Origin of the sequence: Salinimicrobium marinum, assembly GCF_014651535.1 — a bacterium.
GTDB classification, from domain to species: domain Bacteria; phylum Bacteroidota; class Bacteroidia; order Flavobacteriales; family Flavobacteriaceae; genus Salinimicrobium; species Salinimicrobium marinum.
In genome coordinates this window covers 39,828-65,277 of the sequence record NZ_BMXB01000008.1, presented here as the reverse complement: position 1 = coordinate 65,277, position 25,450 = coordinate 39,828, and the positions used below count along the sequence as shown (strand labels likewise).

21 protein-coding genes are annotated in these 25,450 nt (G+C 41.1%); 13 read left to right on the top strand and 8 right to left on the bottom strand.

Features of this window, described 5'->3' with window-relative positions:
• Positions 1-51: 51 nt before the first annotated feature.
• The 3 genes from IE056_RS10920 to IE056_RS10910 are packed head-to-tail and all read right to left on the bottom strand — an operon-like array spanning position 52 to position 2,286.
• The gene (locus IE056_RS10920) at positions 52-864 is read right to left on the bottom strand and encodes an HAD family hydrolase (protein ID WP_189604757.1); all 813 of its coding nucleotides are present in this window, start codon (positions 862-864) and stop codon (positions 52-54) included.
• A complete protein-coding gene (locus tag IE056_RS10915; RefSeq protein WP_229793732.1) occupies positions 861-1,775 on the bottom strand; it encodes an alpha/beta hydrolase family protein in 915 nt (304 codons plus the stop codon). Before IE056_RS10915 ends, IE056_RS10920 begins: the two co-directional genes overlap by 4 nt.
• Positions 1,776-1,788: 13 nt before the next feature.
• Positions 1,789-2,286: a hypothetical protein gene (locus IE056_RS10910; protein WP_189604755.1), complete on the bottom strand. Its 498-nt coding sequence runs from the start codon at positions 2,284-2,286 to the stop codon at positions 1,789-1,791.
• 200 nt (positions 2,287-2,486) lie between these two features.
• Here IE056_RS10910 and IE056_RS10905 point away from each other — a divergent pair, with 200 nt between their 5' ends.
• A complete protein-coding gene (locus IE056_RS10905) occupies positions 2,487-3,266 on the top strand; it encodes a S1/P1 nuclease (protein ID WP_189604754.1) in 780 nt (259 codons plus the stop codon).
• 4 nt (positions 3,267-3,270) lie between these two features.
• Here IE056_RS10905 and IE056_RS10900 read toward each other — a convergent pair whose 3' ends face one another.
• The gene (locus tag IE056_RS10900) at positions 3,271-3,879 is read right to left on the bottom strand and encodes an alpha-ketoglutarate-dependent dioxygenase AlkB family protein (protein ID WP_189604753.1); all 609 of its coding nucleotides are present in this window, start codon (positions 3,877-3,879) and stop codon (positions 3,271-3,273) included.
• Between the two features lie 186 nt (positions 3,880-4,065).
• Here IE056_RS10900 and IE056_RS10895 point away from each other — a divergent pair, with 186 nt between their 5' ends.
• Positions 4,066-6,261: a tetratricopeptide repeat-containing hybrid sensor histidine kinase/response regulator gene (locus tag IE056_RS10895; protein ID WP_189604752.1), complete on the top strand. Its 2,196-nt coding sequence runs from the start codon at positions 4,066-4,068 to the stop codon at positions 6,259-6,261.
• 282 nt (positions 6,262-6,543) lie between these two features.
• On the opposite strand, the gene htpG is transcribed toward IE056_RS10895, so the two are convergent.
• Positions 6,544-8,430 carry a molecular chaperone HtpG gene (gene htpG, locus IE056_RS10890; protein ID WP_189604751.1) on the bottom strand — a complete coding sequence of 629 codons (1,887 nt, stop codon included), beginning with the start codon at positions 8,428-8,430 and terminating at the stop codon, positions 6,544-6,546.
• A 190-nt stretch (positions 8,431-8,620) separates the two neighbouring features.
• Between htpG and IE056_RS10885 the strand changes: the two genes are divergently transcribed.
• The 3 genes from IE056_RS10885 (at position 8,621) to IE056_RS10875 (ending at position 11,402) form a co-directional block, all read left to right on the top strand.
• Entirely contained in the window at positions 8,621-9,292 is a 672-nt protein-coding gene (locus tag IE056_RS10885; protein WP_189604750.1) for a TetR/AcrR family transcriptional regulator, read from the top strand.
• 70 nt (positions 9,293-9,362) lie between these two features.
• Positions 9,363-10,670 carry an ABC1 kinase family protein gene (locus IE056_RS10880; protein WP_189604749.1) on the top strand — a complete coding sequence of 436 codons (1,308 nt, stop codon included), beginning with the start codon at positions 9,363-9,365 and terminating at the stop codon, positions 10,668-10,670.
• 198 nt (positions 10,671-10,868) lie between these two features.
• Positions 10,869-11,402, top strand: coding sequence for an EF-hand domain-containing protein (locus IE056_RS10875; RefSeq protein ID WP_189604748.1), 534 nt, complete (start codon positions 10,869-10,871; stop codon positions 11,400-11,402).
• A gap of 72 nt (positions 11,403-11,474) precedes the next feature.
• Here IE056_RS10875 and IE056_RS10870 read toward each other — a convergent pair whose 3' ends face one another.
• A complete protein-coding gene (locus tag IE056_RS10870; protein WP_189604747.1) occupies positions 11,475-13,934 on the bottom strand; it encodes a S9 family peptidase in 2,460 nt (819 codons plus the stop codon).
• Between the two features lie 136 nt (positions 13,935-14,070).
• Here IE056_RS10870 and IE056_RS10865 point away from each other — a divergent pair, with 136 nt between their 5' ends.
• Positions 14,071-15,081: a 3-oxoacyl-ACP synthase III family protein gene (locus IE056_RS10865; RefSeq protein WP_189604746.1), complete on the top strand. Its 1,011-nt coding sequence runs from the start codon at positions 14,071-14,073 to the stop codon at positions 15,079-15,081.
• A gap of 163 nt (positions 15,082-15,244) precedes the next feature.
• On the opposite strand, the gene IE056_RS10860 is transcribed toward IE056_RS10865, so the two are convergent.
• Complete coding sequence (locus IE056_RS10860; RefSeq protein WP_189604745.1) at positions 15,245-17,605, bottom strand: TonB-dependent receptor; 2,361 nt, start codon at positions 17,603-17,605, stop codon at positions 15,245-15,247.
• A gap of 292 nt (positions 17,606-17,897) precedes the next feature.
• Here IE056_RS10860 and IE056_RS10855 point away from each other — a divergent pair, with 292 nt between their 5' ends.
• Positions 17,898-18,260 (top strand): CoA-binding protein, encoded by a 363-nt coding sequence (locus IE056_RS10855; protein WP_189604744.1) that lies wholly within the window; start codon positions 17,898-17,900, stop codon positions 18,258-18,260.
• Here the strand turns inward: IE056_RS10855 and IE056_RS10850 are convergent.
• The gene (locus IE056_RS10850; protein WP_189604743.1) at positions 18,237-19,694 is read right to left on the bottom strand and encodes a sodium:solute symporter; all 1,458 of its coding nucleotides are present in this window, start codon (positions 19,692-19,694) and stop codon (positions 18,237-18,239) included. The genes IE056_RS10855 and IE056_RS10850 overlap by 24 nt on opposite strands.
• A 102-nt stretch (positions 19,695-19,796) precedes the next feature.
• On the opposite strand from IE056_RS10850, the gene recR reads away from it, so the two are divergent.
• From recR to IE056_RS10820, 6 genes are all read left to right on the top strand, one after another.
• Positions 19,797-20,414, top strand: a complete 618-nt coding sequence (recR, locus tag IE056_RS10845) for a recombination mediator RecR (RefSeq protein WP_189604742.1) — start codon at positions 19,797-19,799, stop codon at positions 20,412-20,414.
• 226 nt (positions 20,415-20,640) lie between these two features.
• Positions 20,641-21,969: a dihydrolipoamide acetyltransferase family protein gene (locus IE056_RS10840; protein WP_189604741.1), complete on the top strand. Its 1,329-nt coding sequence runs from the start codon at positions 20,641-20,643 to the stop codon at positions 21,967-21,969.
• A gap of 159 nt (positions 21,970-22,128) precedes the next feature.
• Positions 22,129-22,905: a 3'-5' exonuclease gene (locus tag IE056_RS10835; protein ID WP_189604740.1), complete on the top strand. Its 777-nt coding sequence runs from the start codon at positions 22,129-22,131 to the stop codon at positions 22,903-22,905.
• Between the two features lie 17 nt (positions 22,906-22,922).
• Positions 22,923-23,537, top strand: a complete 615-nt coding sequence (locus IE056_RS10830) for a fumarylacetoacetate hydrolase family protein (protein ID WP_189604739.1) — start codon at positions 22,923-22,925, stop codon at positions 23,535-23,537.
• Positions 23,538-23,876 carry an Hpt domain-containing protein gene (locus IE056_RS10825; protein ID WP_189604738.1) on the top strand — a complete coding sequence of 113 codons (339 nt, stop codon included), beginning with the start codon at positions 23,538-23,540 and terminating at the stop codon, positions 23,874-23,876.
• Positions 23,876-25,135 (top strand): competence/damage-inducible protein A, encoded by a 1,260-nt coding sequence (locus IE056_RS10820; protein WP_189604737.1) that lies wholly within the window; start codon positions 23,876-23,878, stop codon positions 25,133-25,135. The genes IE056_RS10825 and IE056_RS10820 overlap by 1 nt, the downstream gene beginning before the upstream one ends.
• Positions 25,136-25,450: the final 315 nt, after the last annotated feature.

The window sequence follows — 25,450 nt, the reverse complement described above, 5'->3', positions numbered from 1 at the left end:
AGGGAGCCAAAATACAATTTTTTGCTAAACCCTTCATGGAGAAATCCTGCTTTAAGAAAGCTTAAAAAGTTTCTGCAGACTTCTGGCTACTCCGTCCTCTTTTCCGTGGAAAGTGATCTCTCTGGCGATCTCAAGAATTTCAGGTTTGGCATTCTCGACAGCCACGCCCATGCCTACTGCTTTGAGCATCTCGTAATCATTAAAATTATCTCCAAAGGCAATCGCATCTTCCAGGTTGAGGTTGAAATAATCATCCAGAAGGATCTTTATGCCAGTAAGCTTTGAAACTTCTTTATTTGCGATCTCCAGGTACGTGGATTTTGAACGGTACAAATGCAGCTGATCTTCAAAATTTTCAGATAAAAATGCCACTATTTGATCTATATGTTCCTTGTCGCCCATGCACATTATCTTGTGTGCTCCCTTTTTCTCCTTTTTCCATTTCTCAATTACTTCGCTGTTCGATAATACCTGCGGAGTCACTTTTGTGTTGCTTTCCTCTCGCTCTGCCCATTTATCCATCTGTGGAATGTACCATTCATCATTATGGTATAAACTAATATGACATTGAAGTTCCTTGTTATGAAGATGTAATTTTTCAATGGTTGTTACAGGAATTTCAGTTGAACTTACTGTTTTGTTTTCTACCAGGATGAGTCCGCCGTTATAGCAAATAAGAGGTCGATGTGCTATTTCCAGATCATGCTGAAGGTGCCGCATGGCTTCGGGCATTCTCGAGGAAATTAAGATGACCGGAACTTCCTTCTGAAGCTGCCTGAAAACACTTTTTGTAAGGGGAGACAGTACACGATCCTTGTTCAGTAAAGTTCCGTCAATGTCTGAAAAGATAATTTTGTAACTCATTCTATGGATTTAATAAATTGCTCGAGAGTAGGAATTAGTTCGGGGTGTAATGGCCGGTTTGGTTCATTATAAGATTTGGAGTTCTCGAGGCCGTCGCCCTCAATTGGGGTTAATACGTGATTCATGTTTTCAAGGAACATCAGCTCTGCTTCAGGTTTAGCAGCAAAAAGAGTTTCTGCCTCCTTCTCTGTTACCTGGAGGTCCTTTGTTCCGTTGATTAAAAGAATTGGGATATCGAGTTCCTTCAGTTCTTCTGCAGGATCGTACTGCATCCAGGATAGCATAAAAGGCTGGATCTCCGGATTAAAAACAGCACCTAATACAGGATTGTAATTACTGGTGCTCCCCAATTCGCGCATTTCAGAAAAAGCCGCCCGGGTTTGCTCTTTAAGATCTGGCATTTGCTGCCCAACCTGTTCAGTAATTATTTGATCGATTGGGCGTGAAGATCCGGCAATAGAAATAAAAGCATCTGCCCTGTCTTTGGCAGCCACCATTCCAACCAGCGAGCCCTGGCTATGTCCAAGCACTACGATCTTTTCATAAGCCTTCAGTTCCTTAAAATGATCTATGATAGCTACTGCATCTGTAATGAAATCATCAAACCGCATTTCTGCCTGAGTAATTCCAAGTCGCTGCATCTGAAAAATCCGTTTGTCATACCGGAAGCTGGCAATCCCTGCTTCAGCAAGTTCGCTAGCGATCTTTTTGAAGGAATTATTTTTCATGAAAGACTGGTTTCCATCCCTGTCTGTTGGTCCCGAACCCTGAAGCATGATGACTAAAGAGTGAACAGTTTCAGAAGCAGCAGGAGTAACCAGTGTTCCTTCAATAAATGGGTTAATTCTTATTTCTTCACTCTTAACAGGTGCTTCCTGTGCAAAGAGCATGCTGCCGGTCAAGAACAGCATGATGGATAAATATTTATACTTCATTGGTAACAGAGGTATGGTACTGCCGTATTACGTTTTTAGCTTCTTCTCCTTTAAGTGTGCCCACCAGGAATTTTTTATCATCTTTTGTAATGATCTGGATTCCTGTATTCCCTTCAATAATATAAGCTCTTTTGTCTCTTCCCAAACCTCGTATTCCCCAGCCGCCATATTCGCTCAAGGGATCATAGGTACGTACATAAATGTCTTTTATCTCGCTCCAGGAATAGAATTTTTTAGTAAATCCCAAGGGATGGAAATAGGTGAAAATCCCTTTTTCATCAATCCGGGTTTCGAGGCGTAAAGATAATAATGCTATAACTATGGGGATGGTTATTGCTAGACTAATAACAGAGACGACGAGGGCAATATTTTCTTCGGAATTTACGGTGGCATAATACGCTGTTCCCACTCCAATAACTATAATTGCGAGAATAAGCATGAACAGCCACCATCTTTTGATGAATTGTTTTTCAAGAAATACATTCATTTTTTTTGCGGTTAAGTTTGATTATAAAAAAGAATGGGCTTAAAAATAAGTCCATTCTAAATACTTCTTCATTTAAAGTTACGAATTTCTTTCCGCTTTGCAGGAATGTTGCGTAAAGAAAGATGGTACGGGAATTGACTGTAAAAGATGAAGCTGAAATATTATCTGCTTTTATATCTTTGCGGACTTAAATAATAAATATGAAAAACCTGTTATTACTTGTTGCTGTACTTATTTCTTCAATTTCTTTTGCTTCGGAAGAAGACTGGGGAAGAACAGGCCATCGTGCCACCGGTGAGATAGCCGAACAATATCTTTCAAAAAAGGCTAAAAAGAAAATCGATGAGATTCTTGGAGGCCAGAGCCTTGCTTTGGTGTCCACTTTTGGCGATGACATAAAAAGTGATCCCAGATATCGCGAATTCGGGCCCTGGCATTATGTGAATCTGGAAGAAGGCCAGACAGAATATTCTGTAGAGGAGGCAAATCCTGCGGGGGACCTTGTAGTGGCCATAAGGAAATGTATGGAAGTGCTGGAGGATAAAAATGCTACTAGGGAAGACAAGGAATTCTACCTGAAGATGCTGGTGCATTTTGTTGGGGACCTTCATCAACCGTTCCACGCCGGAAGGGGAGAAGATAAAGGTGGAAATGATATTCAGGTTCGTTGGTTTAATGATGGATCAAATATCCACCGCGTATGGGATAGTGAAATGATCAATGATTTCCAGATGAGCTACACCGAACTGGCATCTGCGGCAGATAGATTATCAAAAAAGGAGGAACGCGAAATAGCATCTGGATCTCTTCTTGACTGGATGTATGAATCTAAGGAGTTGAGCAGCAGAGTGTATGACTCGGTGGAGATTGGAGAAAAATTGGGATACAGCTATATGTATGAATGGTTTCCTGTTGTTCGGGAACAGCTGCAAAAAGGCGGAATCCGTTTGGCTAAAGTGCTGAATGAAGTTTTAGGATAACCTGCTACAAGCTTCGGAAAGTGAGATTTATTCTCGGTTCCAGAGGACGGGAGGTTTTAGGGATTTGATGCAGCCAGAAATGCTGTGTCGGCCCCTTCATTAATAAAAGGCTTCCGGAAGGGAGCCTTATTTTGTATCGCTGTGTTGGATCTGTTTTGTGCTTTAAATGAAACATTCTGGGAGCTCCAAAGCTTACTGAGGCTATTGCCGGATTCCGGCCCAGTTCCTTTTCATCATCTGCATGCCAGCCCATGCTATCTTGCCCCGAACGATAGAGATTGGCAAGGCAGGTAGTAAATTCTTCTTTTGTTTCTTCTTCTATTCTCTTCTTTATCTCCAGTAATTCCGGAGAAAAAGGATGCGGGTGCATAGTGATATTAGAGTAAGTATATGGCTTCTGGTTGTTACCAAATAAGGCTGTAAGTCTTGGTTGTGGATGAACTTTTCCAAAAAGCTTTATGGAGTCCTGTTGCCAGGGAAGTTTATTATGGAGTGAATTATTATAATTTTCTGCAGATGCTGCATCAAAAAAATCCTGATAGAAATAAATTTCAGAATTCTTTAACACAAGAGGGGTTTGTGGATCTCTGAGAGGGAATAATTCAGTAACCATAAATATTATTTATTTTATTTGAAAAACAGCCTAAATATTGGGTTTTAGGATATTATTATGAATATATATTATTGAGTCTTTCAATGGTTTACTGAAAATAAATGTATTTTTGTTGGCAAAATATTAAAAAATAGTTAATTTAACATTGCCTGTACCCCATAGGCTTGAACTTAACACGGTTAAAGATTGAGCGCAAAAAACGTTTCCATTTTAGTGGCTTTTCTTATTAGCGGCTTTGCTTTTCCTCAATCTGAAGAAAGTAAATCCAGGGACAGCCTAAAAAAGCTTCTGGATTTATCTACAGAAGCAATGTATGCCTATGAGTATACGCAGGCCATAGATTACTCTCACAATTTAATTGAACTTGCCCAGGATGAAGAGGATTATTATCACCTTTATCATGGATATAATAATCTGGGAATCACTTATGATGAATTGTATGATACTATAAGGGCAAAGAATAATTACGAAAAGGCACTTGAATATGCAAAGATCGTAAAGAATGATACTCTCCTGTGGTGGGCCTATAACAATCTGGGGAACATGTATACTTCCAACAAAGAGACGATGGAAGAAGGCTTTGATTATTACGATAAAGCTATTGCTGCCGCCTCCAACCTTGAAGATCCCGACAGTAAGGCTACCCCGCTAATGAATAAAGGGTGGACCTATCTTTATATGAAAGAGTATGATAAGGCTTATCCTTACCTTTTGGAAGTGGAAAAGCTGATAGGTGAACTTGACGATTCTTATACCCAAAGTCAGATTGCATCTCTCTTCGGAACCTATTATTCGGGAAAGAACCATTATGAGAAGTCGAAAGAATATTTCGAAAAAGGCATAAAACTAGCAGAAGAGGATTCTTTGTTTTACGAAGCTTCAATGGCCTATGATGGCTATGCAGAAGTTTTATTCAAGAACAAGGAATTTGAAGAAGCCTACAATGCCCTCGATAAATACATTGAGTACGATGCCGAGTTGTACGAAAAAGAGAAGCTCAAGCAGATGGAAGCTGCACAGGCACGTTTTGAGACCAAACAATATCGTGAAAATCTTGAAATAGCCCGCCGGGAACAGAAATATAAAGATGAGGTGATAGAAAAATCTCAGCAAATCTCTATCATCATGATCATCTCATTAATTGTGATGTTCTTGTTTATCCTGCTACTCTTCAAAAATAATAGTACCAGGAAGAAACTCATTTCTGAGTTAAAGGATAAAAACAGTGAACTCTTTACTGCTAAAGAGGAAGCTGAACGATTATCTTTATTAAAAAGCCGATTTTTCTCTACTGTCAGTCATGAATTGAGAACTCCTCTGTACGGAGTGGTAGGGTTAACCTCCTTGTTGCTGGAAGATAATAAGAATAAAAAACAGGAGGAGGATCTTAAATCCCTTAAGTTTTCTGCAGATTATTTACTGGCACTCATCAACGATGTGCTGCAAATGAATAAAATGGAATCAAGGCTGGTGAAGCTGGAGAGTACTCCGTTTAACATACATGATCTTATGAAAGGGATCATTAAATCATTTGAATTTACCCGCCACCAGAACAAAAACTGTATAGAACTGCAGCTGGATGACAATCTGCCAAAAAGATTGATAGGAGATTCCGTCCGTCTTTCCCAGATCATTATGAACCTTGTTGGAAATGCTGTAAAGTTTACTGAAAGAGGTAAAGTTTGGATCAAAGCCAGTTGTGTGAACTGTCAGGATGGAAAATGTTTGATCTATTTTGAAGTAGGGGATACGGGAATGGGAATCCCAGAGAACAAACAACAGGAGATCTTTGAAGAGTTTTCACAATTAAAAGCGAATAACTACAACTACCAGGGAACCGGATTGGGTCTCCCAATTGTTAGGAATCTGCTGAAATTATTCGGAGCAGAAATAAGGCTGGATAGTAAAGAAGGGGAAGGATCTGTGTTTAGATTCGAGATTCTCTTTGAAAAAGGAGAGGTTGAGGAATCGGAAGCTCAACCAGGAGTAAACGGATTTTCGGAGGAAAATGCTACTAAGAAAGCACTTATTGTAGATGATAACAGGATCAATCAGGTGGTGACCAGGAGGATTCTCGAGAAACGGGATTTTGAATGTAAAGTTGCCGGGGACGGATATCAGGCGATAGAAATGTTGCAAAACGAAGCTTTTGGGCTGGTACTAATGGATGTAAATATGCCGGGGCTAAGCGGAATGGAGACTACTCAGAAGATTCGGGAGTTTAATACTACTGTTCCTATCATTGCTTTGACGGCAGTGGAAATTCAGGAAATGCGGGAGGAGATCCTTGATTCCGGAATGAATGATATCATCGTGAAACCTTACGATATTCCAACATTTTTCAATACAATCTTCAGAAATTTAATGACTCCCGTCAATTGATTCTCTAGCTGTCATCCGAGTCCGCTGGTTGGGAGCAGAAGAATTGGCAATATTTCCTACATTCTTGTTCATTTGGTGTCACCCCGAGCGGAGTCGAGGGGTTCTTGGAGCAGGGTTAGATTAAAAGATGATTTTAACTCCATGTCTCATACCAGTTAATTTATATTTGAATAGAGAGTATTTTTTTCGTTCTCAGCGATTCAAACACATAAAAAAACCGCTCCCTGTTTTCTAACAGCGAAGCGGTCTCGTATCTAAATTCTATCAGCAAAGCGGTCTAACCTACTTCACCATTTCAAAACTACGTTTGATAAAGGCAGTTAACTCTTCCCCTTTTAAAAGGTTTTGAGAAAGCCTTGCAAGGTCAAGCGAATGTTTGATCAAACGTTCCTGTTTTTTGGCAGTTTTGCTGTTCAGGATTTCGTTAATCAACTCATGGTTGGTGTTTACCACAAGATTGTACATTTCGGGCATATTACCCATTCCAAACATTCCACCGCCACCGGTTTGCTGCATTTCCTTCATTCTTCGCATAAATTCAGGCTGGGTAATGATCAATGGAGCTGCGTTGCTATCCATCGCTTCCAGCTGAACGGTATACTTTTCCGTAGGAATTACTTTTTCAAAATCGGCTTTTAGCTTCTCTTTTTCTTCGTCACTCAGTTTAGAAATCTCCTCATCCTCCTTCTTAATAAGGTTGTTCACGTGATCTGAATCCACACGTACAAAAGAAAGTTTCTCTTTAGAACCTTCCAGTTTTTGAAGCAGGTGGGACACAATTGGAGAGTCTAATAACAGTACCTCGTATCCTTTTTCCTTAGCCGCTTCAATATAGCTGTGTTGTTCATCTTTATTAGAAGCATAAAGCATTACCAGATTTCCTTCCTTGTCGGTTTGGTTTTCCTTAATTTTTGTTTCCAGTTCTTCGTACGTGAAATACTCATTATTTACTGTTGGGTAAAGCGCGAATTTCTGAGCCTTGTCGAAGAATTTATCTTCAGAAAGCATTCCGTATTCAATGACTATTTTGATGTCATTCCATTTCTTTTCGAAATCTTCACGGTTATTGTTGAAAAGTGTACTTAGCTTATCGGCCACTTTTCGGGTGATGTAGCTGGAAATTTTCTTAACGGCCCCATCTGCCTGTAGATAAGATCTGGAAACATTCAATGGAATATCCGGAGAATCAATTACCCCTCTAAGCATCGTTAAGAATTCCGGAACTATACCTTCTACGTTATCTGTAACGAAAACCTGATTCTGGTAAAGCTGGATTTTATCCTTCTGGATGTTCATATCCTGAGTCATCTTTGGGAAATAAAGAATTCCGGTAAGATTGAAAGGATAATCCACGTTGAGGTGAATGTGGAATAAAGGCTCCTCGAACTGCATTGGGTACAATTCGCGGTAGAAGTTGTTGTAATCTTTTTCCTCAAGCTCGGTTGGCTGTTTGGTCCATGCCGGCTCGGGATTGTTGATGATATTGTCAACTGTTTTCTTTTCCGGTTCTGCATCCTCTGGAGCGTCTTCAGGTAGCGGAAGTTCTTCTTCACGTGTTCCGAATTTAATTGGAACAGGCATGAATTTGTTGTACTTGGTCAGCAATTCCCTAATGCGTCCTTCTTCTAAGAATTCCTTATCATCTTCGTTGATATGAAGGATCACTTCTGTACCACGTTCCTGCTTATCGGCTTCTTCCAGGGTAAATTCTGTTGTTCCTTCACAAATCCAGTGAGCTGCAGGCTCATCTTTGTATGATTTGGTAAGGATCTCTACCTTGTTTGCAACCATAAAGGCAGAATAGAAACCTAATCCAAAGTGTCCAATGATTCCGCTGTCTTTAGCTGAATCCTTATATTTTTCAAGGAATTCTTCTGCTCCCGAAAAAGCTACCTGGTTGATGTATTTTTCAACCTCTTCTTTGGTCATCCCGATTCCCTGGTCGATGATGTGTAATTTTTTACCTTCCTTATCGATTTTTACTTCAATAACAGGATTCCCGTATTCTACAGAAGCCTCTCCGATACTGGTAAGGTGTTTAAGTTTTAATGTAGCATCTGTTGCGTTAGAAATAAGTTCACGTAAAAAAATCTCGTGATCGCTGTAAAGGAACTTCTTTATTAAAGGAAAAATGTTCTCTACAGATACATTGATGTTTCCGGTTGCCATATATGTTTAAGTTTAAATTATATGTTTGATTATGTACCCTGCACAGGTCAAAAAAAATACCAATTGTTACCCGCTGACAAACTGACATAAAGATGTAATGAAAAGAAGCTAATTACGTCTAATAAGTATCTAATGAAAATTTTAACCAACAACTAGTGATTTTTATGCAGTAGTTGCTAAATAAAAATATATGGCCACCGTAAAACCTAAAGTTGAAAAAGTAGAAATTCTGGACAGGGAGAAACTTATTGACCTGTACATGGAATATGTGCTGGAAAATGAGACCACTCCAAAGACAGTGTATAAATTTTGCAAGAAAAACAATATAAAGGAAGAAGAATTTTACAATTTCTTTGGAAATTTTGAAGCACTTCAAAAAGGGGTCTGGAACCGCTTTTTTGATCACACCCTGGAGGTTATTCAAAAAAGTGCGGAATTTAATTCTTTTTCTTCCCGTGAAAAGATGCTCACCTTTTACTTCACATTTTTTGAAGTCCTCACTGCCAACAGAAGCTATGTACTGTTTATTCTGAAACAGCATGACCAGAAACTTAAAAATCTTGAGCAGTTAAAAGAACTTCGGAAGAGGGTAAAGAATTTTACTTCAGAAATTATTAGGGAGAACAAGGAAGAGCAACAAACGAAAATGCTACAGAGACCTGATTCCGTTTTTTCTGAAGGTGCCTGGATACAACTATTGTTTCTCATTAAATTCTGGATGGATGATAATTCCCCAAAATTTGAAAGTACCGATGTTGCTATAGAAAAATCTGTAAATACTGTTTTTGACCTTCTTGACACAACTACATTAGAACGGGTTCTCGATCTGGGGAAATTCCTTTGGAAAGAGAAAATGGCATAAGCCACCGTTTAATTCCCGCAGTTGGGCGCCCCCTACAACGTTCACTGCGGGATATTAATATAAATTCTACATGAAGACAATAGATAAGATCCCTACCGGCAAAATTGGCCGTACCGGTAAAATGGTACAAACCGGAATAAAAATCGGTGGAAACTACCTCAAATACTACGGAAAAAAAGCCCTGAATTCCGACCTTTCCCGCGAAGAACTGGATCAGGATAATGCAGAAGATATTTATAACGGACTTAAAAGCCTGAAGGGAAGTGCCCTTAAAGTTGCCCAGATGCTCTCCATGGAAAAGAGCCTGCTTCCCGGTGCTTACGTGGAAAAATTCAGTTTGGCGCAGTTTAGTGTGCCGCCACTTTCAGGGCCGCTGGTGCGAAAAACCTTTAAGAAATATCACGGACAATTTCCGGAAGATTTGTATGATACGTTTTCGTTGGAATCGGTCAATGCTGCCAGTATTGGTCAGGTGCACCGGGCGACGAAAGATGGAAAAGAACTGGCTGTTAAAATTCAATATCCCGGAGTAGCCGACAGTATAAGTTCAGACCTTGCCATGGTAAAACCCATCGCCCTTAAGATGTTTAACCTTCAGGGCAAAGATTCAGAAAAATATTTTAAGGAAGTAGAAGGGAAGCTGCTGGAAGAAACAGATTATAAGCTTGAAGTAGCACAAAGCAAAGAGATTTCCGCAGCATGTGCTCATATTCCCAACCTAAAATTTCCGGTATATTACGAGGAGCTCTCCAGTGAAAAGATCATCACGATGAATTGGATGCAGGGAAAGCACCTGAGTGAGTTTGCAAAAGTGAATAAAGATCAGCAAGCCGCAGACACAATAGGACAGACCTTATGGGATTTTTATATGTACCAGATGCATGAACTGAAAGCAGTGCATGCAGATCCACATCCCGGAAATTTTCTTATTAGTGACAAGAAAGAACTAATTGCCATAGATTTTGGGTGTATTAAAAGACTGCCCGAAGAATTCTATGAGCCTTATTTTGAACTTACCAAAAAAGAAAATTTTGAAGACCCAGCTTTTTTCCGAAATAAACTTTTGGAACTCGATATTCTTAAAGAAGGAGATTCAGAAAAAGAAGTGGACTTCTTTTCAGAGCTGTATTATCAAATGTTGAGCATGTTTGCGAAGCCTTTGAACTCCGATACTTTTGATTTTGGGGATAATAAATTCCTGGAGGCAATTTCGGCCTTGAGTGAAAAGTACAGCAGGGAACCCGAACTAAGAAAGATGAATGTAAACCGCGGGAGTGAACATTTTATATACATCAGCCGGACTTTTATGGGACTTTATACGCTACTAAATAGTTTGGGATCCACAGTGAAAATCAACAATTATAAGAGGTTTGTTTAACAGGAAAATTGAGGACAGGAGCAGAACATTAATAGAGTTTTGATACTTTTTGTAAGTATTGTTATTGATGTCATAATAAAAACAGCCTTCAAGTTAATAATCTTAAAATGCTTTAAATCAGTATTTTGAAGTTTTATATTAGGCCGATGTTTAGAAAAGAATAATCTGAACTTAATGTCTAATATAAAAAAGAAAACTATGAAAACTTTAAAAGCAAGCCTGTTTACAATGCTACTGTTAGGATCTTCTGTTGCATTTTCGCAGGTATATGATGATTTCGATACGAATATGGATGGAGGTATTGACCAGACTGAGTTTAATGAATCCTATTCAGAAACGTATGAACAGTGGGATACCAACCGTGACGGTACCATAGATGATCGCGAATTCTATGATACTACTTATGACCGTGTAGATACTAACAGTGATGAATATCTCGACGCGAATGAATGGAATGAAGGATATGATAATGTTTACGGTGAGTATTTAGAAACCAATGATAATACACAGTTTGATGTGGATGGGGATCAAAGGATCTCACGAGATGAATACTATACTGGTATGAGGGATACAGATTATTATAACTCTTTCGATACCAACAGAGATAATAGAATTGATGAAGATGAAATGAACGAAGGGGTTTATAACAGTATGGACGGAAACCAGGATGGAACAATTGATCGTGATGAATATGACCGTTTTGGATCGTCTTATCTGGACGCTGAATACTAGAAGATAAAGTTCATTCTAAAAATTAGTAAAGCCCGCTTTTGCGGGCTTTATTGGTTTTAAAAAATTAATAGATCAATTTTTTAACTGCGGAGTATTTTGAACTGTATTTTCTGCAGTTTTTTTGTTTTTTACATGCTGTTCCAGCCATTGATCCTGCTCCCAAAGAACGTGTAAAACAGATTCTTTTGCACTGTAGCCATGGCTTTCTTTTGGTAGCATTACCAGCCGTGCAGTAGCGCCAAGGCCTTTTAAAGCATTAAAATATCGCTCGCTTTGCATAGGATACGTCCCCGAGTTATTATCTGCTTCCCCATGTATGAGCAACAACGGAGTCTTCATTTTATCGGCATGCATAAAAGGTGACATATTATAGTAAACCTCGGGTGCTTCCCAATAGTTACGTTCTTCGCTCTGAAACCCGAAAGGTGTCAGGGTTCGGTTATAAGCGCCGCTTCTGGCAATACCTGCAGCAAAAAGGTTGGAATGTGATAATAAATTGGCAGTCATAAAAGCTCCGTAACTGTGGCCGCCAACCGCTACTCGGTCCCTGTCTATATATCCCATTTTATCTACCGCATCTATGGCGGCTTTTCCATTGGCTACCAGCTGTGTCCTAAAGCTGTCGTTTGGTTCTTCGTCGCCTTCACCGACGATTGGGAAGGAGGCATCATCTAAAACCACATATCCTCTGTTTACCCAGTAAATTGGGGAACCGTAATAAGGATAAGTGAAATCATTGGCATTGGAAGTATTCTGGGAAGCCGAACTTTTGTCTTTAAACTCCCTTGGATAAGCCCAAACGATCATAGGTAGTTTTTCAGGATTGTTTTTGTCGTATCCTTCGGGTAAATATAATGTTGCGTTTAATTCAAGTCCATCCTCACGCTCGTATGTTATTACTTCTTTGGTAACATTTTCCAGGGTTTTAAATGGATTTTCAAAAGAGGTAATCTGGGTGATATCTTCCTCATTGTCGATATCCCTGATGTAGTAATTCGGATATTCTGCCGAAGATTCTATTCGGACCAGGATTTCGCCATTTTCTATATCCAGTGCTTCCACAAGAGTTTCTTTCCTATCATTATAATTGGATTGGTAAAGCCGCTCTGTGTTTCCGGTTTCCAGGTCTACACGGTCTGCAAAGGGAAACTGTCCTTCTTCGGTAAATCCTGCACCCAATAAAAATGCATGGTTATCATCAAGTTTAAGGACATTTTGTCCAAACTCATTTTTAGTGGTCACAAACCTACCGGGATCACTGTACCGGTCCTGGTAATTCCTGTCGAAAATCACAGTTGGTTCGTCGGCAGCATTTGAAGGATTGAAAACATATGTCCTGGTGTTTCTGTTGTTCCACCAGTAATCTTCTGCAATCGCTTTATTTTCATTTCCCCAGGTAATGCCGGAGAACCTGTCTTTTGTTTTCAGGATTGATTTTCCGTTGCCTGTAAAAGGTGCTTCCAAAAGGAAAACTTCATCCCGGAATTCCACTTCATTTTCGGGGTCTCCACCATCCAGCGCTTCCACATATACGAGGGTGGAAGGGGTATCATCCCTCCATTCCATATCTCTTGGTCCTTCCCGTTCGGACATGAAACCTTGCGGAAGATCTTCAGTTAGCGGTACATCATTGACCATGGCAACCGCATCACCGTCTTTTTCGTAAATGGTGCTTTCTGAAGGGAATCTGTAATAAGGGACCAGGTAAGAAAACGGTTTTTTGATATGGGTGACCATAACATACTCCCCATCAGGAGAAAAGGAAACGCCACTGTACATTTTGGCATCTTTCCATTTTTGGGTAGTGCCGTCCAGGTTAACTTTTACAAGTTCTGATCTTGCTAGTTGCTCAAAATTGAATTCGTCATTCGGGTTTTTCAGCAAATCCTGGTATGTCCGGTTTTGGGCTTCTTTTCCATCACTTACAGAAACTGTAGGTCCCGTAGGAACTGCTGTTACTTCGTCGATTAACTCTTTTCGGTCTTCGGGAAGCATTTTCACAAGAACGGCCGAATTGTCTTTGAACCAATTGATGGTATTGCCCATGTTTGCGTTCAGGTTGGCACCAGTCAGTTTTCTTGCCTTTGCGGCTTCAAAATCTACCACCCATAACTCTACACCTTTATCTGTAGTATGGGTAAAAGCCATCTTTGATTCATCAGGTGACCAACTGAAATTCGTTAACCGTGGATTTTCCGGAAGACCCTGGATTTGTGTCGGCTCGTTATCCTCAAGCATCTTCATTTCGAGCTTGTTGTAATAAGTAGCCCTGCTACTAATGTTTGTTATAGGATTGATTCGGAGTCCGCCAAGTCGCATTTCTTCTTCACTTAATTCTGCAATAGATTTATACTGGTCCCTGTACAGGAAAACCATCATTTCCCCATCGTCGTTAAGAAGGGTGTAAGGAGCTAAAGGAACATCTACCAGCTCTAAAATTTCCTGCGGAGGTTTCTGGTAAGTCAGGTTCTCCTGGGCATGACCAAAACTTATAAAGAGCAGGAGACAAAAACTGGAACATAGTTTTTTCATGGAGTGAATTTTATTGATTAATGAATTTGCTTATATTAGAATTTAAAGAATGTTAATATTTCTTATATTGCGCCTCAATTTTTTATTAAATCATTAAATTGAAAAGAGAAGGTAATAAAGACCTAAATATAGTAAAATGTATCAAACAAAAATAGCCGGCCTTGGCAGTTATGTTCCCGAAAATGTGGTCACTAACGACGATCTTTCTAAAGTGATGGATACCAATGATGCCTGGATTCAGGAACGTACAGGTATTACAGAACGCAGGCACATTAAAAAAGGAGATGGCAATTCTACAGCCGTGATGGGCATGAAAGCTGCAAAAGTGGCTTTAGAACGATCCGGAATTTCTAAAGATGATATCGATCTTATCGTTTTTGCAACCCTGAGTCCCGATTACTATTTTCCTGGGTGTGGGGTACAGGTTCAGGAAATGCTGGACATCCATACCTGCCCGGCACTGGATGTGCGAAACCAGTGTAGTGGATTCATCTACGCACTTTCGGTAGCCGACCAGTTTATCAAAACCGGAATGTATAAGAACGTGCTGGTAATTGGTAGTGAGAATCATAGTGGCGGACTGGACTTTACCACCAGGGGAAGAGGTGTATCAGTTATTTTTGGTGATGGTGCGGGAGCTGCAGTTTTAACCCAAAGCGACCATAACGGGCAGGGGATACTTTCCACCCACCTTCATTCTGAAGGAAAACATGCGCTGGAACTTTCTCTGAAAGGGCCAAGCACCATGCATTGGGTTCCGGAGATCATAGCTGAAAATCCGCAGGGAGATGATATTCCTTATTACCCTTATATGAACGGACAATTTGTATTCAAAAATGCTGTGGTTCGGTTTTCTGAAGTGATCATGGAAGGATTGCAGGCTAACGGACTCGAAGTGAAGGATATTGATATGTTGATTCCGCATCAGGCGAATTTGAGGATCTCACAGTTTATTCAGCAGAAATTTAAACTGGAAGATGACCAGGTGTACAACAATATTCAGAAGTATGGAAATACTACTGCAGCCTCTATTCCCATCGCACTGACTGAAGCCTGGGAAGAAGGAAAGGTTAAAGAAGGGGATACTGTGGTACTGGCAGCTTTTGGTAGTGGATTTACCTGGGCAAGTGCGGTGATAAAGTGGTAGAAGATCATTGAATATTCTTTAGAGAAAAGACCGTTTCGCTGAGAGAGAGAAGAGAAAGAAGATTTAGAAATCCTTATCCATATTGGAGTGGAGGTTTTGCAGATAAAAATAAAAACCCGCAACGGCTCTCGTTGCGGGTTTTTTGGCTAAAACAAACAAACTATTAGAACATGCCGCCACCATTGGCAGTATTGTCATCACGTTGTTTTCTTTCAAGGGCTCTGTTCTTTCCTCCACCAAAGCGGTAGGAAAAGGCCACATTTATTTGTTGAGAATCAGGGTTGAAATAGGCAGTTTGTTGAACAGGACGATCTGTAGTAATATGCTGTTCATTGGTTTTGAAAATATCATTGAAGTTGATGCTTAAGGAAGCTTTGTCCTTCAGGAAGGAATATCGTGCCCCGGCATTCATAAAATAGAATTCTTCAATATTAAACTGCAGGGTTTTTTGTGGCCCCACATACATTCCGAATAACTGAAACCTCAGGCTTTTGGTTAGTTTAAACGAATGATTGGTCTGGATTCTGTAGTTGGTGTTGTCTTCCTCAATATAGGTGGTGCCAAGATAACCTTCCAACACCTGGCTGTATAAATTGAAATTGGCACTAAAATCCCAGAAGCTGGTTGGTTTCAGGTTTGCTGAAACTTCAACTCCTGAAGATTCGCTTTTTCCGGTATTATCAAAACTTAAAATGATCCTTTCTGGGTTCAATGGGTCCTGTTCCATTACCTGGGTGATGTTTTCATTGATCATTCGATGAAAAACGCCGGCGGTAAGGGAATTTTTTCCCATTTTCCGGGTATAGTTCAGCTCCACCGAGTTGGTGAATTGCGGCTCCAGTTCGGGGTTTCCTACAATGGAAAGTCTTGGAGTAGAGATCTGGCGTACAGGATTTACCTGATTGAAAGAAGGCCGGTCTACCCTGCGACTGTAACTTAGCTGAAAACTGTTATTTTCTCCGGGGGTGTAAGAGAGGAAAGCAGAAGGATATAGAGTGAGATAATCATCTTCATAACCGCTGGCTCCTTCCTGCACTCCTTCTACATTGAATTGTTCCAGTCGGGCACCCAGCTGGTACGCCCATTTTTCAAAATTCTGTCCAAATGTGGTGTAAAAGGAATAAATGTCTCTGTCGTAATCAAATAACACATCATCCAGCCCCGGATTGGTAGATAAATAGCTGTTTTCACTGCGAAGAATCCTGCTTTCCCCGCCCACTTCGATCTTTGAACTTTCAGAAAGGGGAAGTACGTAATCTATATTTGCAATCGTCTGGTGACGGGTTTTGTCCACATCATCTGTGTAAGGAGAGGCATCTGTAGACCCGGTGTAGGTGAAATCTGTGATCTCATCGTTGCTGTAGCGGTTGTGATCGATCTCGAACTCCAGCGTATGACCTTCTTTTGGAAAGGTGTGGCGATACACTACATTATAAGTCGAGGAGAGATTTTCTTCATCGGTATCAGAAAACTGAATGAAATTCGCTGATGGCTCATCTGGGTATCTTACGCCCAGGCTGCCATTATCATATTCATAGAATAAATTTTGGCGGGTAAAAAAGGAAAGGGTGTTGCGGTCATTTAAGTAGTAATCGAGTCCGGTTTTAAGAAGATAACTGTCATTGCCACCCACAAAGTTTAGATGTTCGCCAGATTCCAGTTCGTGGTTAAAGATCTCACCCCTGAATTCGCTTCTGCGTCGGTTCGCACCCAGGTTGGCGTATACGTTCACCTTGCCTTCACGATAGTTGAGGTTGAGGTTTGAATTTCCGCTCACTTCCCTTGCAAAGGTGAGTCCCCCACTAAAATCTCCGTTGAACCCAAGATTGGAATTCTTGTGAAGGATGATATTGATAATTCCGCTCATTCCTTCGGGATCATGCTTGGCAGACGGATTGGTGATAAGCTCAATTTGTTTAATAGAGGTAGAGGGGATCTGCCTTAAAAGAGTGGCGGCATCTACATTGGTCGGTTTCCCGTCGAGTAGGATTTTTACATTCGGATTGCCCCTCAGGGCTATATTGCCGTCCTGGTCCACACTTACAGAAGGAACATTGTTCATAATGTCACTTGCGGTGGCTCCCATGGTAGTTAGATCTTTCCCAACATTGATGACTTTGCGGTCGATGCGCTGTTCAATGGTAGAACGTTCTGCGACTATTTCCACGTCATCCAGCTGGGCTACTTCGGCCTCAAGAAAAATGGTTCCGATATCAATTTTGTTGTTACTTCCGGAAATCTCCACTTCTTTAGAAAAGCTTCTGTAGCCCATGAATTGTACTTCAAAAATGTAACTTCCGTTCTTGATCTTCTCGAGCCGGAAAGTACCATCAATGGTACTCACTGTTCCTGAGACCAGTTCCCCTTCCGGAGTTTTAATGGAAATGGTGGCATAGGGAATCGGCTCCTTAAATTCGCTGTCCATGACAGTGCCTGTTACCGATCCCAGGTCGGGGTTGATGGAAGAATTTGATGCTAGGAGCGGACCCGCAGCCAGAAAAAAGAATAAGATAAACTGTTTCATTTTTTGATTGATTTAATGATGAATTATAGCATAATACCTTGTTATGCATAATTCCAGGAGTGATGATTTCCTGAAAATAAAAAGGTACTCTACTATAAAGACGCCTAAAAAACTCTATTGTTACAGTTAAAAGTGATAAAATTTTAAAAAGGCCCACTCTAAAAGGGTGGGCCTTGCATTACAGCGCCATAGACACTAACCATCAATGAACATAGAAACTGTAATGCGGGAAATATTTCTTACCTTAATGACAGAATAAATTTAATTTTGTTACACCCTGAAGAAATAAAAAATGAAGAAGAAAACACTAGTTCTTGGAGCTTCTGAAAACCCTTCCAGATATTCAAATATAGCGATCAACCGACTCGCTTCTCACAAACAACCCGTTGTGGCGATAGGATTAAGAGAAGGCTCTGTTGCAGGAGTGTCTATTCAAAAGGAGAAGGTTCCTTTTGAAGATGTAGACACTGTTACCCTATATCTGGGGCCTCCGCGGCAGGAAGAGTATTACGATTACATTGTTTCCCTGCGCCCTAAACGAGTTATCTTTAATCCCGGAACAGAAAACCCGGAGTTTTACCGGTTGCTTCAGCGGGAAAATATTGAAGTAGAAGTAGCCTGTACGCTCGTGCTACTTTCTACGAATCAATACTAAACCTAAAAACGTAAGGGCACCATTCAGGATCAATAGTTCATAATTAAACACATAACCTCCCAGATAGGACGGAGGTAAGTTTCCAATGATATAGGTGATGATCACCGACAGAATGGCAACGATCCAGACCCAGCGGTCTTTAATTTGCATTTTGGTAAATATTCCGAAGGTAAAGAGACCTAAAAGAGGTCCGTAGGTGTAGGTGGCGGCGGTGAGCAGCAGGTCGATGACGTTGCTGTCAAGTAAGTATTTGAAAGCTATGATTACGACAATAAGCAGTATGCTTATTCCCACATGTACTCGCTGTCTTAAACCTTTTTGCAGGGAAAGCTGGCGCTTCTCAATGTTCAGGAAATCCACGCAAAAGCTGGTAGTGAGGGAAGTCAGTGCACTGTCGGCGCTGGAATAGGCTGCAGCAATAAGTCCAAGGATGAAGATTACAGGCAGACCTACTCCCATACTTCCGTTAAGAGCGATTTCAGGAAAAAGAAGGTCTGTTTTTTCACTTCCATCCATTATTGGAACAGCAATTCCGGTTTGTTCAGCATAAATGAACAAAAGTGCTCCCAGGAACAGGAAGAGTAAGTTCACCGGAACAAAAACGAAACTGTATGAAAGCATGTTCTTCTGGGCATCCCAAAGGTTTTTACAGGTCAGGTTTTTCTGCATCATATCCTGGTCCAGCCCTGTCATACAAATGGTAATGAACATCCCTCCAAAAAAGGCTTTCCAGAAGAAGTTTTTATTCAGCACACTATCGGTGAAAAAGGTTTTGGTATACGGCTGTAATTCGGGCGCGGTGAAAAAATCCATGAATCCCCAGTTCAGTTCATCAGAAACAAAATAAATGGCTACTCCTACAGACCCCAGCATGAATAAGGTTTGAAGCGTATCTGTCCACACAATGGTTTTGATTCCGGCGCGCGCCGTATAGAGCCATATCAACAGGATGGAGATGGTGACAGTAACTACAAACGGAATATTCCAGGCATCAAAAACGAAGTATTGCAGCACCGTTGCTACTAGAAATAACCTGAAGGAAGCTCCCAGAACGCGGGAAATAAAGAAGAAAAAGGCTCCGGTCCTGTAACTCACATCGCCAAACCGCTGTTGTAGATATTGATAGATCGAGGTGACGTTGAGCCGGTAATAAATGGGAAGCAGGATAAATGTTATGACCAGGTAACCAGCAAGATATCCCAGCACTACCTGCATATAACTAAACTGAGAATCCCGTACCCAACCCGGTACCGAAATAAAAGTTACTCCCGAAAGGGATGCGCCCACCATTCCAAAAGCCACAATGTACCAGGGTGATTCCTTGTTGGCTTTGAAAAAAGTCTCATTGCTGGCATTTTTTCCGGTGAAGTAGGAGATCAGTAAGAGTACGCCAAAATAAGCAGCGACCAGGAGAAGTATAAAGATGGGTTCCATTTAGGTTCAGTTGAAGTCGGAGAATTTAGTCCTCCGGATTATCTGTCCGCTAAACTATTAAATTGTTTAAACATTGCTCTTCAAAAATTGTACTTTTGCGCTATGGATTTTTCGTCAAAATTATTGGAACAGGCCGTGAATGAAATGTCTCAGCTTCCCGGCATTGGAAAGCGGACTGCCTTACGGCTGGTTTTACACTTACTCAAGCAACCGGAATCTCAAACGGTGGCTTTGTCAAAATCTTTGGTCGATCTAAAAACCGAAGTGAAATTCTGTAAAAATTGCCACAATATTAGTGATACAGAATTATGTGAAATATGTGCAAATCCAAACCGGCAGAGTGAAATTGTGTGTGTGGTAGAAGATATTCGGGATGTGATGGCGATTGAAAATACGAGTCAGTACAGGGGACTGTACCATGTATTGGGAGGAAAAATCAGTCCGATGGATGGGATTGGTCCTTCCCAGCTTACCATAAGATCTCTGGTTGAAAAAGCCATGGCAGGAAAAATCGAGGAAATTATTTTTGCCCTTAGCAGTACGTTGGAAGGGGACACTACTAATTTCTATATTTTTAAACAGCTGGAGGGGATGGAAATCAAAACCAGTACGATTGCCCGCGGAATTTCGGTTGGTGATGAGCTGGAGTATGCAGATGAGGTGACCCTTGGGAGAAGTATTACCAACAGGATTCCTTTTGAAAATTCCATGAAAAGCTAAAATTGCTTCGGAAAGATAAATCTCTTCTGAAGCGGCAGATTCAAAAAACCATCTTAATACTTTTCGATTAAAGCTGTGAAATTGTAATTTTACGAGGATTCAAATGCTATGGCTGAAGAAGCTTAGACACCGAAAAAAGTAGTTGAATAAATAATTTTTATTCAAAGAGCCGAATTTTTAGTAAATTCGCAGTCAGGATATAATAAAACACCTTCTAAATAAGAATATGGCAAAATACGAACTAAAATTACCCAAGATGGGGGAAAGTGTTGCGGAAGCAACCATTACCAGTTGGTTAAAAGAAGTAGGAGAAACTATTGAGGCCGATGAGCCGGTACTGGAGATCGCTACAGATAAAGTAGATAGCGAAGTTCCAAGTGAAGTTGATGGCGTTTTAGTGGAAAAGCTTTTTGAAGTGGATGATGTAGTGCAAGTAGGCCAGACCATTGCTATTATTGAAATCGAAGGAGATGAGGCTCCTGCAGGGACAGATACAGAGGAAGAGATCCCTTCCGAAGAAGTTCAGGAAGCGGTAGAGGAAGTAGAAAGACAGGTTTCTGAAGCGAAGCAAATCACTACTCAGGATTTTTCTGATAGTAATCGTTTTTATTCTCCGTTGGTCAAAAATATAGCGAAAGAAGAAGGTGTTTCGTTCGATGAACTGGAGAAGATAGAAGGAAGTGGTAAAGATGGAAGGGTGACTAAAAATGATATTTTAGAGTACCTGGAAATCAGATCTTCTCAACAACAGGCTGCAGCTCAAAAACCTGCTCCGGAAAAACCTGCCCGCCAGGCAGCGCAACCACAGGCCGCACCAAAAGCTCCTAAAACCATTAGTGTTGGTGGAGAAGATGAGATCATTGAGATGAGCAGAATGGGTAAAATGATCGCTCACCACATGGTGGAGAGTGTTCAGACTTCCCCGCATGTTCAGTCATTTATTGAAGTGGATGTGACCAACATCTGGAACTGGAGGCAAAAAAATAAAGATACTTTTGCAAAACGTGAGGGTGAAAAATTAACTTTCACGCCAATATTTATGGAAGCAGTGGCCAAGGCCATTAAGGATTTTCCGCTTATCAACATATCATTTGATGGTGAAAAGATCATTAAAAGGAAAAATATTAACCTCGGGATGGCAGCAGCTTTACCTGATGGTAATCTCATCGTTCCGGTGATCAAAAATGCAGATCAGTTAAACCTGGTGGGCATGGCAAAAGCCGTAAACGATCTTGCTAGCCGCGCTCGAAACAACAAATTAAAACCCGATGATATCCAGGGAGGAACTTACACGGTCACCAATGTGGGTACGTTTGGAAGTATCATGGGAACCCCTATTATCAATCAGCCGCAGGTTGCAATCCTTGCGCTGGGGGCGATAAGAAAAATGCCTTCGGTCATTGAAACGCCCGACGGGGATTTTATAGGAATCAGGTATAAAATGATCCTTTCCCACAGTTACGACCACCGTGTCGTAAACGGTGCTTTGGGAGGACAATTTGTGCAAAGAGTGGCACAATACCTTGAAAATTTTGACAAAGACAGGAATATTTAAAAATTAAATGTTCCGTGGTCTTTGAGAGCCATAAATCTGTTTTTCGAAATAGATTTATGGCTTTTATGATTTTCAGGTGAAAAGAAACAACGGCAGGGAAGGCATGGCTTTTTAAGCTGATAAATTATTCTATCTTTACAAATAAATGTTCAAGTATCCATGGAGTTAAACCTCAAGAAACCCATCTGTTTTTTCGATCTGGAAACCACCGGAACCAATGTCGCGAAGGACAGGATCGTGGAAATCTCAATTTTAAAAGTATTTCCAAACGGAAACAGGGAAAGCAAAACCTGGCTCGTAAATCCTGAAATGCCCATCCCGAAAGAGGTGGTGGCAATTCACGGCATCAGCAATGAAAAAGTGGCTAATGAGCCCACTTTTAAACAGCTTTCTGCTGCTATTTATGATATGATTAAAGGCTGTGACCTGGCAGGTTATAATTCCAACAGATTTGATATTCCGCTACTGGCCGAGGAAATGTTGAGGGCAGATGTTGATTTTGATATGAAAAACATGCTGGCAGTAGACGTACAGACGATCTTTCATAAAATGGAACAGCGAACCCTTTCTGCAGCCTATAAATTCTACTGCGGAAAAGAACTCGAAGGTGCTCACGGGGCCGAAGCCGATACGATGGCTACCTACGAAGTGCTGAAATCCCAGCTGGACCGGTACGAAGATCTTGAAAATGACACCAAATTTTTATCTGAATTCAGTGCGAGGAAAAATTGTGCAGATTTCGCCGGTTTTATCTCTTTCGATAAAAGCGGACGCGAGATCTTCTCCTTCGGAAAGCATAAAGGTAAATGTGTGGAAGAGATCCTGGAACAGGAACCCGGCTACTTCGGGTGGATCCAGAATTCAGATTTTCCATTGTACACCAAAAAGGTGCTTACGGCAATCAAACTTCGAAAACTTAACACCAAGTTGAAATAAAACCCTGATTCGGAATTATGAAAATAATCTGTATTGGCAGAAATTATACCGAGCATATTGCGGAGCTTGAAAACGAAAAACCCGAAGATCCGGTGGTTTTTTTAAAGCCCGATACTTCAGTTTTACTTAAAAAACAACCTTTCTTTATTCCGTCATTTTCCGAAGATGTACATTATGAAGTGGAGTTGCTGGTCCGCATCAACAGGGTTGGCAAACATATTCAGCAGAAATTTTCCCATAAATACTATGAAGAAATAGGATTGGGCATAGATTTCACAGCACGCGACCTTCAGAAGAAATTAAAGGAAAAGGGATTGCCCTGGGAAAAAGCCAAATCTTTCGATGGTGCCGCAGTGATTGGTGAAAAATGGTTAAAAAAAGAAAATTTTCAGGATTTACAGAACATCAATTTTTCCCTGAACAAGAATCAGGAGCAGGTACAGCAGGGAAATACTTCTCATATGCTCTGGAAGATTGATGAATTAATAGCATATATCTCTACCTATTTCACCCTAAAAATAGGAGACGTGATCTTTACCGGAACTCCTGCAGGAGTGGGTAAGGTTAACGTAAATGATGAACTCACAGGTTTTATAGAAGACCAACAAATCTTTTCAATACAGGTAAAATAGATGAGCAGTTACAATTTAGAAAGTGTCATAGAAATGGCAGGAGGAGACCAGGATTTCGTAAAGATCGTGGTGCAGACTTTTATAGAAGAGATCCCACCAGATCTTAAATCTATGAATGAGGCTGTGGCCGAAAACAACCCTGCGGTGGCTTATCAATACGCGCATAAAATGAAACCGAACCTGCAAATGTTCGGACTTGAACTAATGCCGGAAATTAAGATCATTGAGGCCTGGGCAAAATCCGGTAAATCCAAAGAGGAGGTAGGCGAAGCTGCGCAAACCATTACTACGAAAGTCCTGACCGCCGAGCAGGAGCTAAAAAATGATTTTGACCTGTAATGACAGCCGAAATTATCACCATTGGGGATGAGATCCTGATAGGCCAGATCGTGGACAGTAATTCTGCTTTTATGGCAAAAGAGCTGAACGAGATCGGGATTTCGGTGTATCAGATCACTTCGGTTCAGGATGACCGGCAGCATATTTTAAATGCTTTAAAGGAAGCTTCTGAAAGGGCAGATATCATCCTTCTTACCGGCGGACTTGGTCCAACTAAGGACGATGTAACAAAATATACTTTTTGTGAATATTTTGAAGATGAGCTGGTGCGGGATGACAAGGTCCTGAAGCAGGTAGAAAAGATCTTCGAAAAATATGTGGATTCCCCACTTTCCGAACTTAATAAGGAGCAGGCGATGGTGCCGTCTACAGCAACAGTGCTGTACAATGAATTCGGGACGGCGCCGGGGCTTTGGATGGAAAAGGCAGGAAAAGTCTATGTAGCCATGCCGGGAGTGCCTTATGAGATGAAGGCGCTTATGGAAAAACTGGTGATCCCGCAGCTTCGGGAAAAATTTAAACGTCCTTTTATTTACCATAAAACTATCCTCACCAAAGGAATGGGGGAAAGTGCGATTGCAGATAAGCTGGAGGACTGGGAAAATAACCTGCCTTCCTTCCTGAAATTCGCCTATTTACCCGATCTTGGAACGGTGCGGTTGCGACTGTCGGCAAAAGGAGAGAACGAAGACGAACTTAAATCGGCTGTAGAGCGGGAATTTGAGAAGCTGTATGATATCCTGGGCGATGTCATTGCAGATGAGCAGGAGGAGGACGAGAAGATCGCTGTGCAGATAAGTAAGATCCTTACTTCCCGGAAACAATTCCTTTCGGCGGCAGAAAGTTGTACGGGTGGTGCCCTTGCAGCAGAATTTACCACGCATCCCGGGGCTTCCTCCTGTTTCAAGGGCGGCCTGGTATGTTACTCTACACAAATTAAAAAGGAGGTTCTAAAGGTTCCCGAAGAGTTGATCGAAAAGTATAGCGTGGTTAGTGCTGAGGTAGCCGAAGCCATGGCGAAAAATGCCAGGAAACTGTTAAAAACCGACTATGCATTGGCAACCACCGGAAACGCAGGCCCCACTAAAGGGGATAGCGATGCCGAGGTTGGTACGGTTTACATAGGCCTTGCTACTCCCGAAAAAGTGATCTCTAAAAAATTCCGCTTCGGAAATCAGCGGGATCAGGTAGTGAAAGATTCGGTTTATAAGGCATTCGAAATGATCCTGCGGGAGATTACCTCCGAAGAAAAGAGCTAAGAAATTTTCGCAGCCAAGACCGCTTCGCTGCAAGAAACAAGAAACAAGACAGCTAAGCTGAAACCACAACCGAGAACTGAAAACCGAGAACCGAGAACCGATATCCGAAAACTCAGAACCGGCAACCAAAAAGTGTCCTTTTAGCCACTGCTTTTTAGAAAGTTGCTGTTTTTTTTTCAGAAGAAAGGAAAAAATATTATGCTGCGAAGTACTCCCGACAGGGACTTGCAGGCAGCAGGATTCCTGAAAAGCTTTTGTTCACAGGGGGAGCAGGCTTTCAGGAAAAAAATACTACAGGGAAAAAATATTTTCAAC

What these genes read in the sequence shown, in the direction of transcription:
- IE056_RS10920 (WP_189604757.1), bottom strand. Translation starts at nt 864, where the DNA reads ATGAGTTACAAAATTATCTTTTCAGACATTGACGGAACTTTACTGAAC.
- IE056_RS10915 (WP_229793732.1), bottom strand. Translation starts at nt 1,775, where the DNA reads ATGCTGTTCTTGACCGGCAGCATGCTCTTTGCACAGGAAGCACCTGTT.
- IE056_RS10910 (WP_189604755.1), bottom strand. Translation starts at nt 2,286, where the DNA reads ATGAATGTATTTCTTGAAAAACAATTCATCAAAAGATGGTGGCTGTTC.
- IE056_RS10905 (WP_189604754.1), top strand. Translation starts at nt 2,487, where the DNA reads ATGAAAAACCTGTTATTACTTGTTGCTGTACTTATTTCTTCAATTTCT.
- IE056_RS10900 (WP_189604753.1), bottom strand. Translation starts at nt 3,879, where the DNA reads ATGGTTACTGAATTATTCCCTCTCAGAGATCCACAAACCCCTCTTGTG.
- htpG (WP_189604751.1), bottom strand. Translation starts at nt 8,430, where the DNA reads ATGGCAACCGGAAACATCAATGTATCTGTAGAGAACATTTTTCCTTTA.
- IE056_RS10885 (WP_189604750.1), top strand. Translation starts at nt 8,621, where the DNA reads ATGGCCACCGTAAAACCTAAAGTTGAAAAAGTAGAAATTCTGGACAGG.
- IE056_RS10880 (WP_189604749.1), top strand. Translation starts at nt 9,363, where the DNA reads ATGAAGACAATAGATAAGATCCCTACCGGCAAAATTGGCCGTACCGGT.
- IE056_RS10875 (WP_189604748.1), top strand. Translation starts at nt 10,869, where the DNA reads ATGAAAACTTTAAAAGCAAGCCTGTTTACAATGCTACTGTTAGGATCT.
- IE056_RS10870 (WP_189604747.1), bottom strand. Translation starts at nt 13,934, where the DNA reads ATGAAAAAACTATGTTCCAGTTTTTGTCTCCTGCTCTTTATAAGTTTT.
- IE056_RS10865 (WP_189604746.1), top strand. Translation starts at nt 14,071, where the DNA reads ATGTATCAAACAAAAATAGCCGGCCTTGGCAGTTATGTTCCCGAAAAT.
- IE056_RS10860 (WP_189604745.1), bottom strand. Translation starts at nt 17,605, where the DNA reads ATGAAACAGTTTATCTTATTCTTTTTTCTGGCTGCGGGTCCGCTCCTA.
- IE056_RS10855 (WP_189604744.1), top strand. Translation starts at nt 17,898, where the DNA reads ATGAAGAAGAAAACACTAGTTCTTGGAGCTTCTGAAAACCCTTCCAGA.
- IE056_RS10850 (WP_189604743.1), bottom strand. Translation starts at nt 19,694, where the DNA reads ATGGAACCCATCTTTATACTTCTCCTGGTCGCTGCTTATTTTGGCGTA.
- recR (WP_189604742.1), top strand. Translation starts at nt 19,797, where the DNA reads ATGGATTTTTCGTCAAAATTATTGGAACAGGCCGTGAATGAAATGTCT.
- IE056_RS10840 (WP_189604741.1), top strand. Translation starts at nt 20,641, where the DNA reads ATGGCAAAATACGAACTAAAATTACCCAAGATGGGGGAAAGTGTTGCG.
- IE056_RS10835 (WP_189604740.1), top strand. Translation starts at nt 22,129, where the DNA reads ATGGAGTTAAACCTCAAGAAACCCATCTGTTTTTTCGATCTGGAAACC.
- IE056_RS10830 (WP_189604739.1), top strand. Translation starts at nt 22,923, where the DNA reads ATGAAAATAATCTGTATTGGCAGAAATTATACCGAGCATATTGCGGAG.
- IE056_RS10825 (WP_189604738.1), top strand. Translation starts at nt 23,538, where the DNA reads ATGAGCAGTTACAATTTAGAAAGTGTCATAGAAATGGCAGGAGGAGAC.
- IE056_RS10820 (WP_189604737.1), top strand. Translation starts at nt 23,876, where the DNA reads ATGACAGCCGAAATTATCACCATTGGGGATGAGATCCTGATAGGCCAG.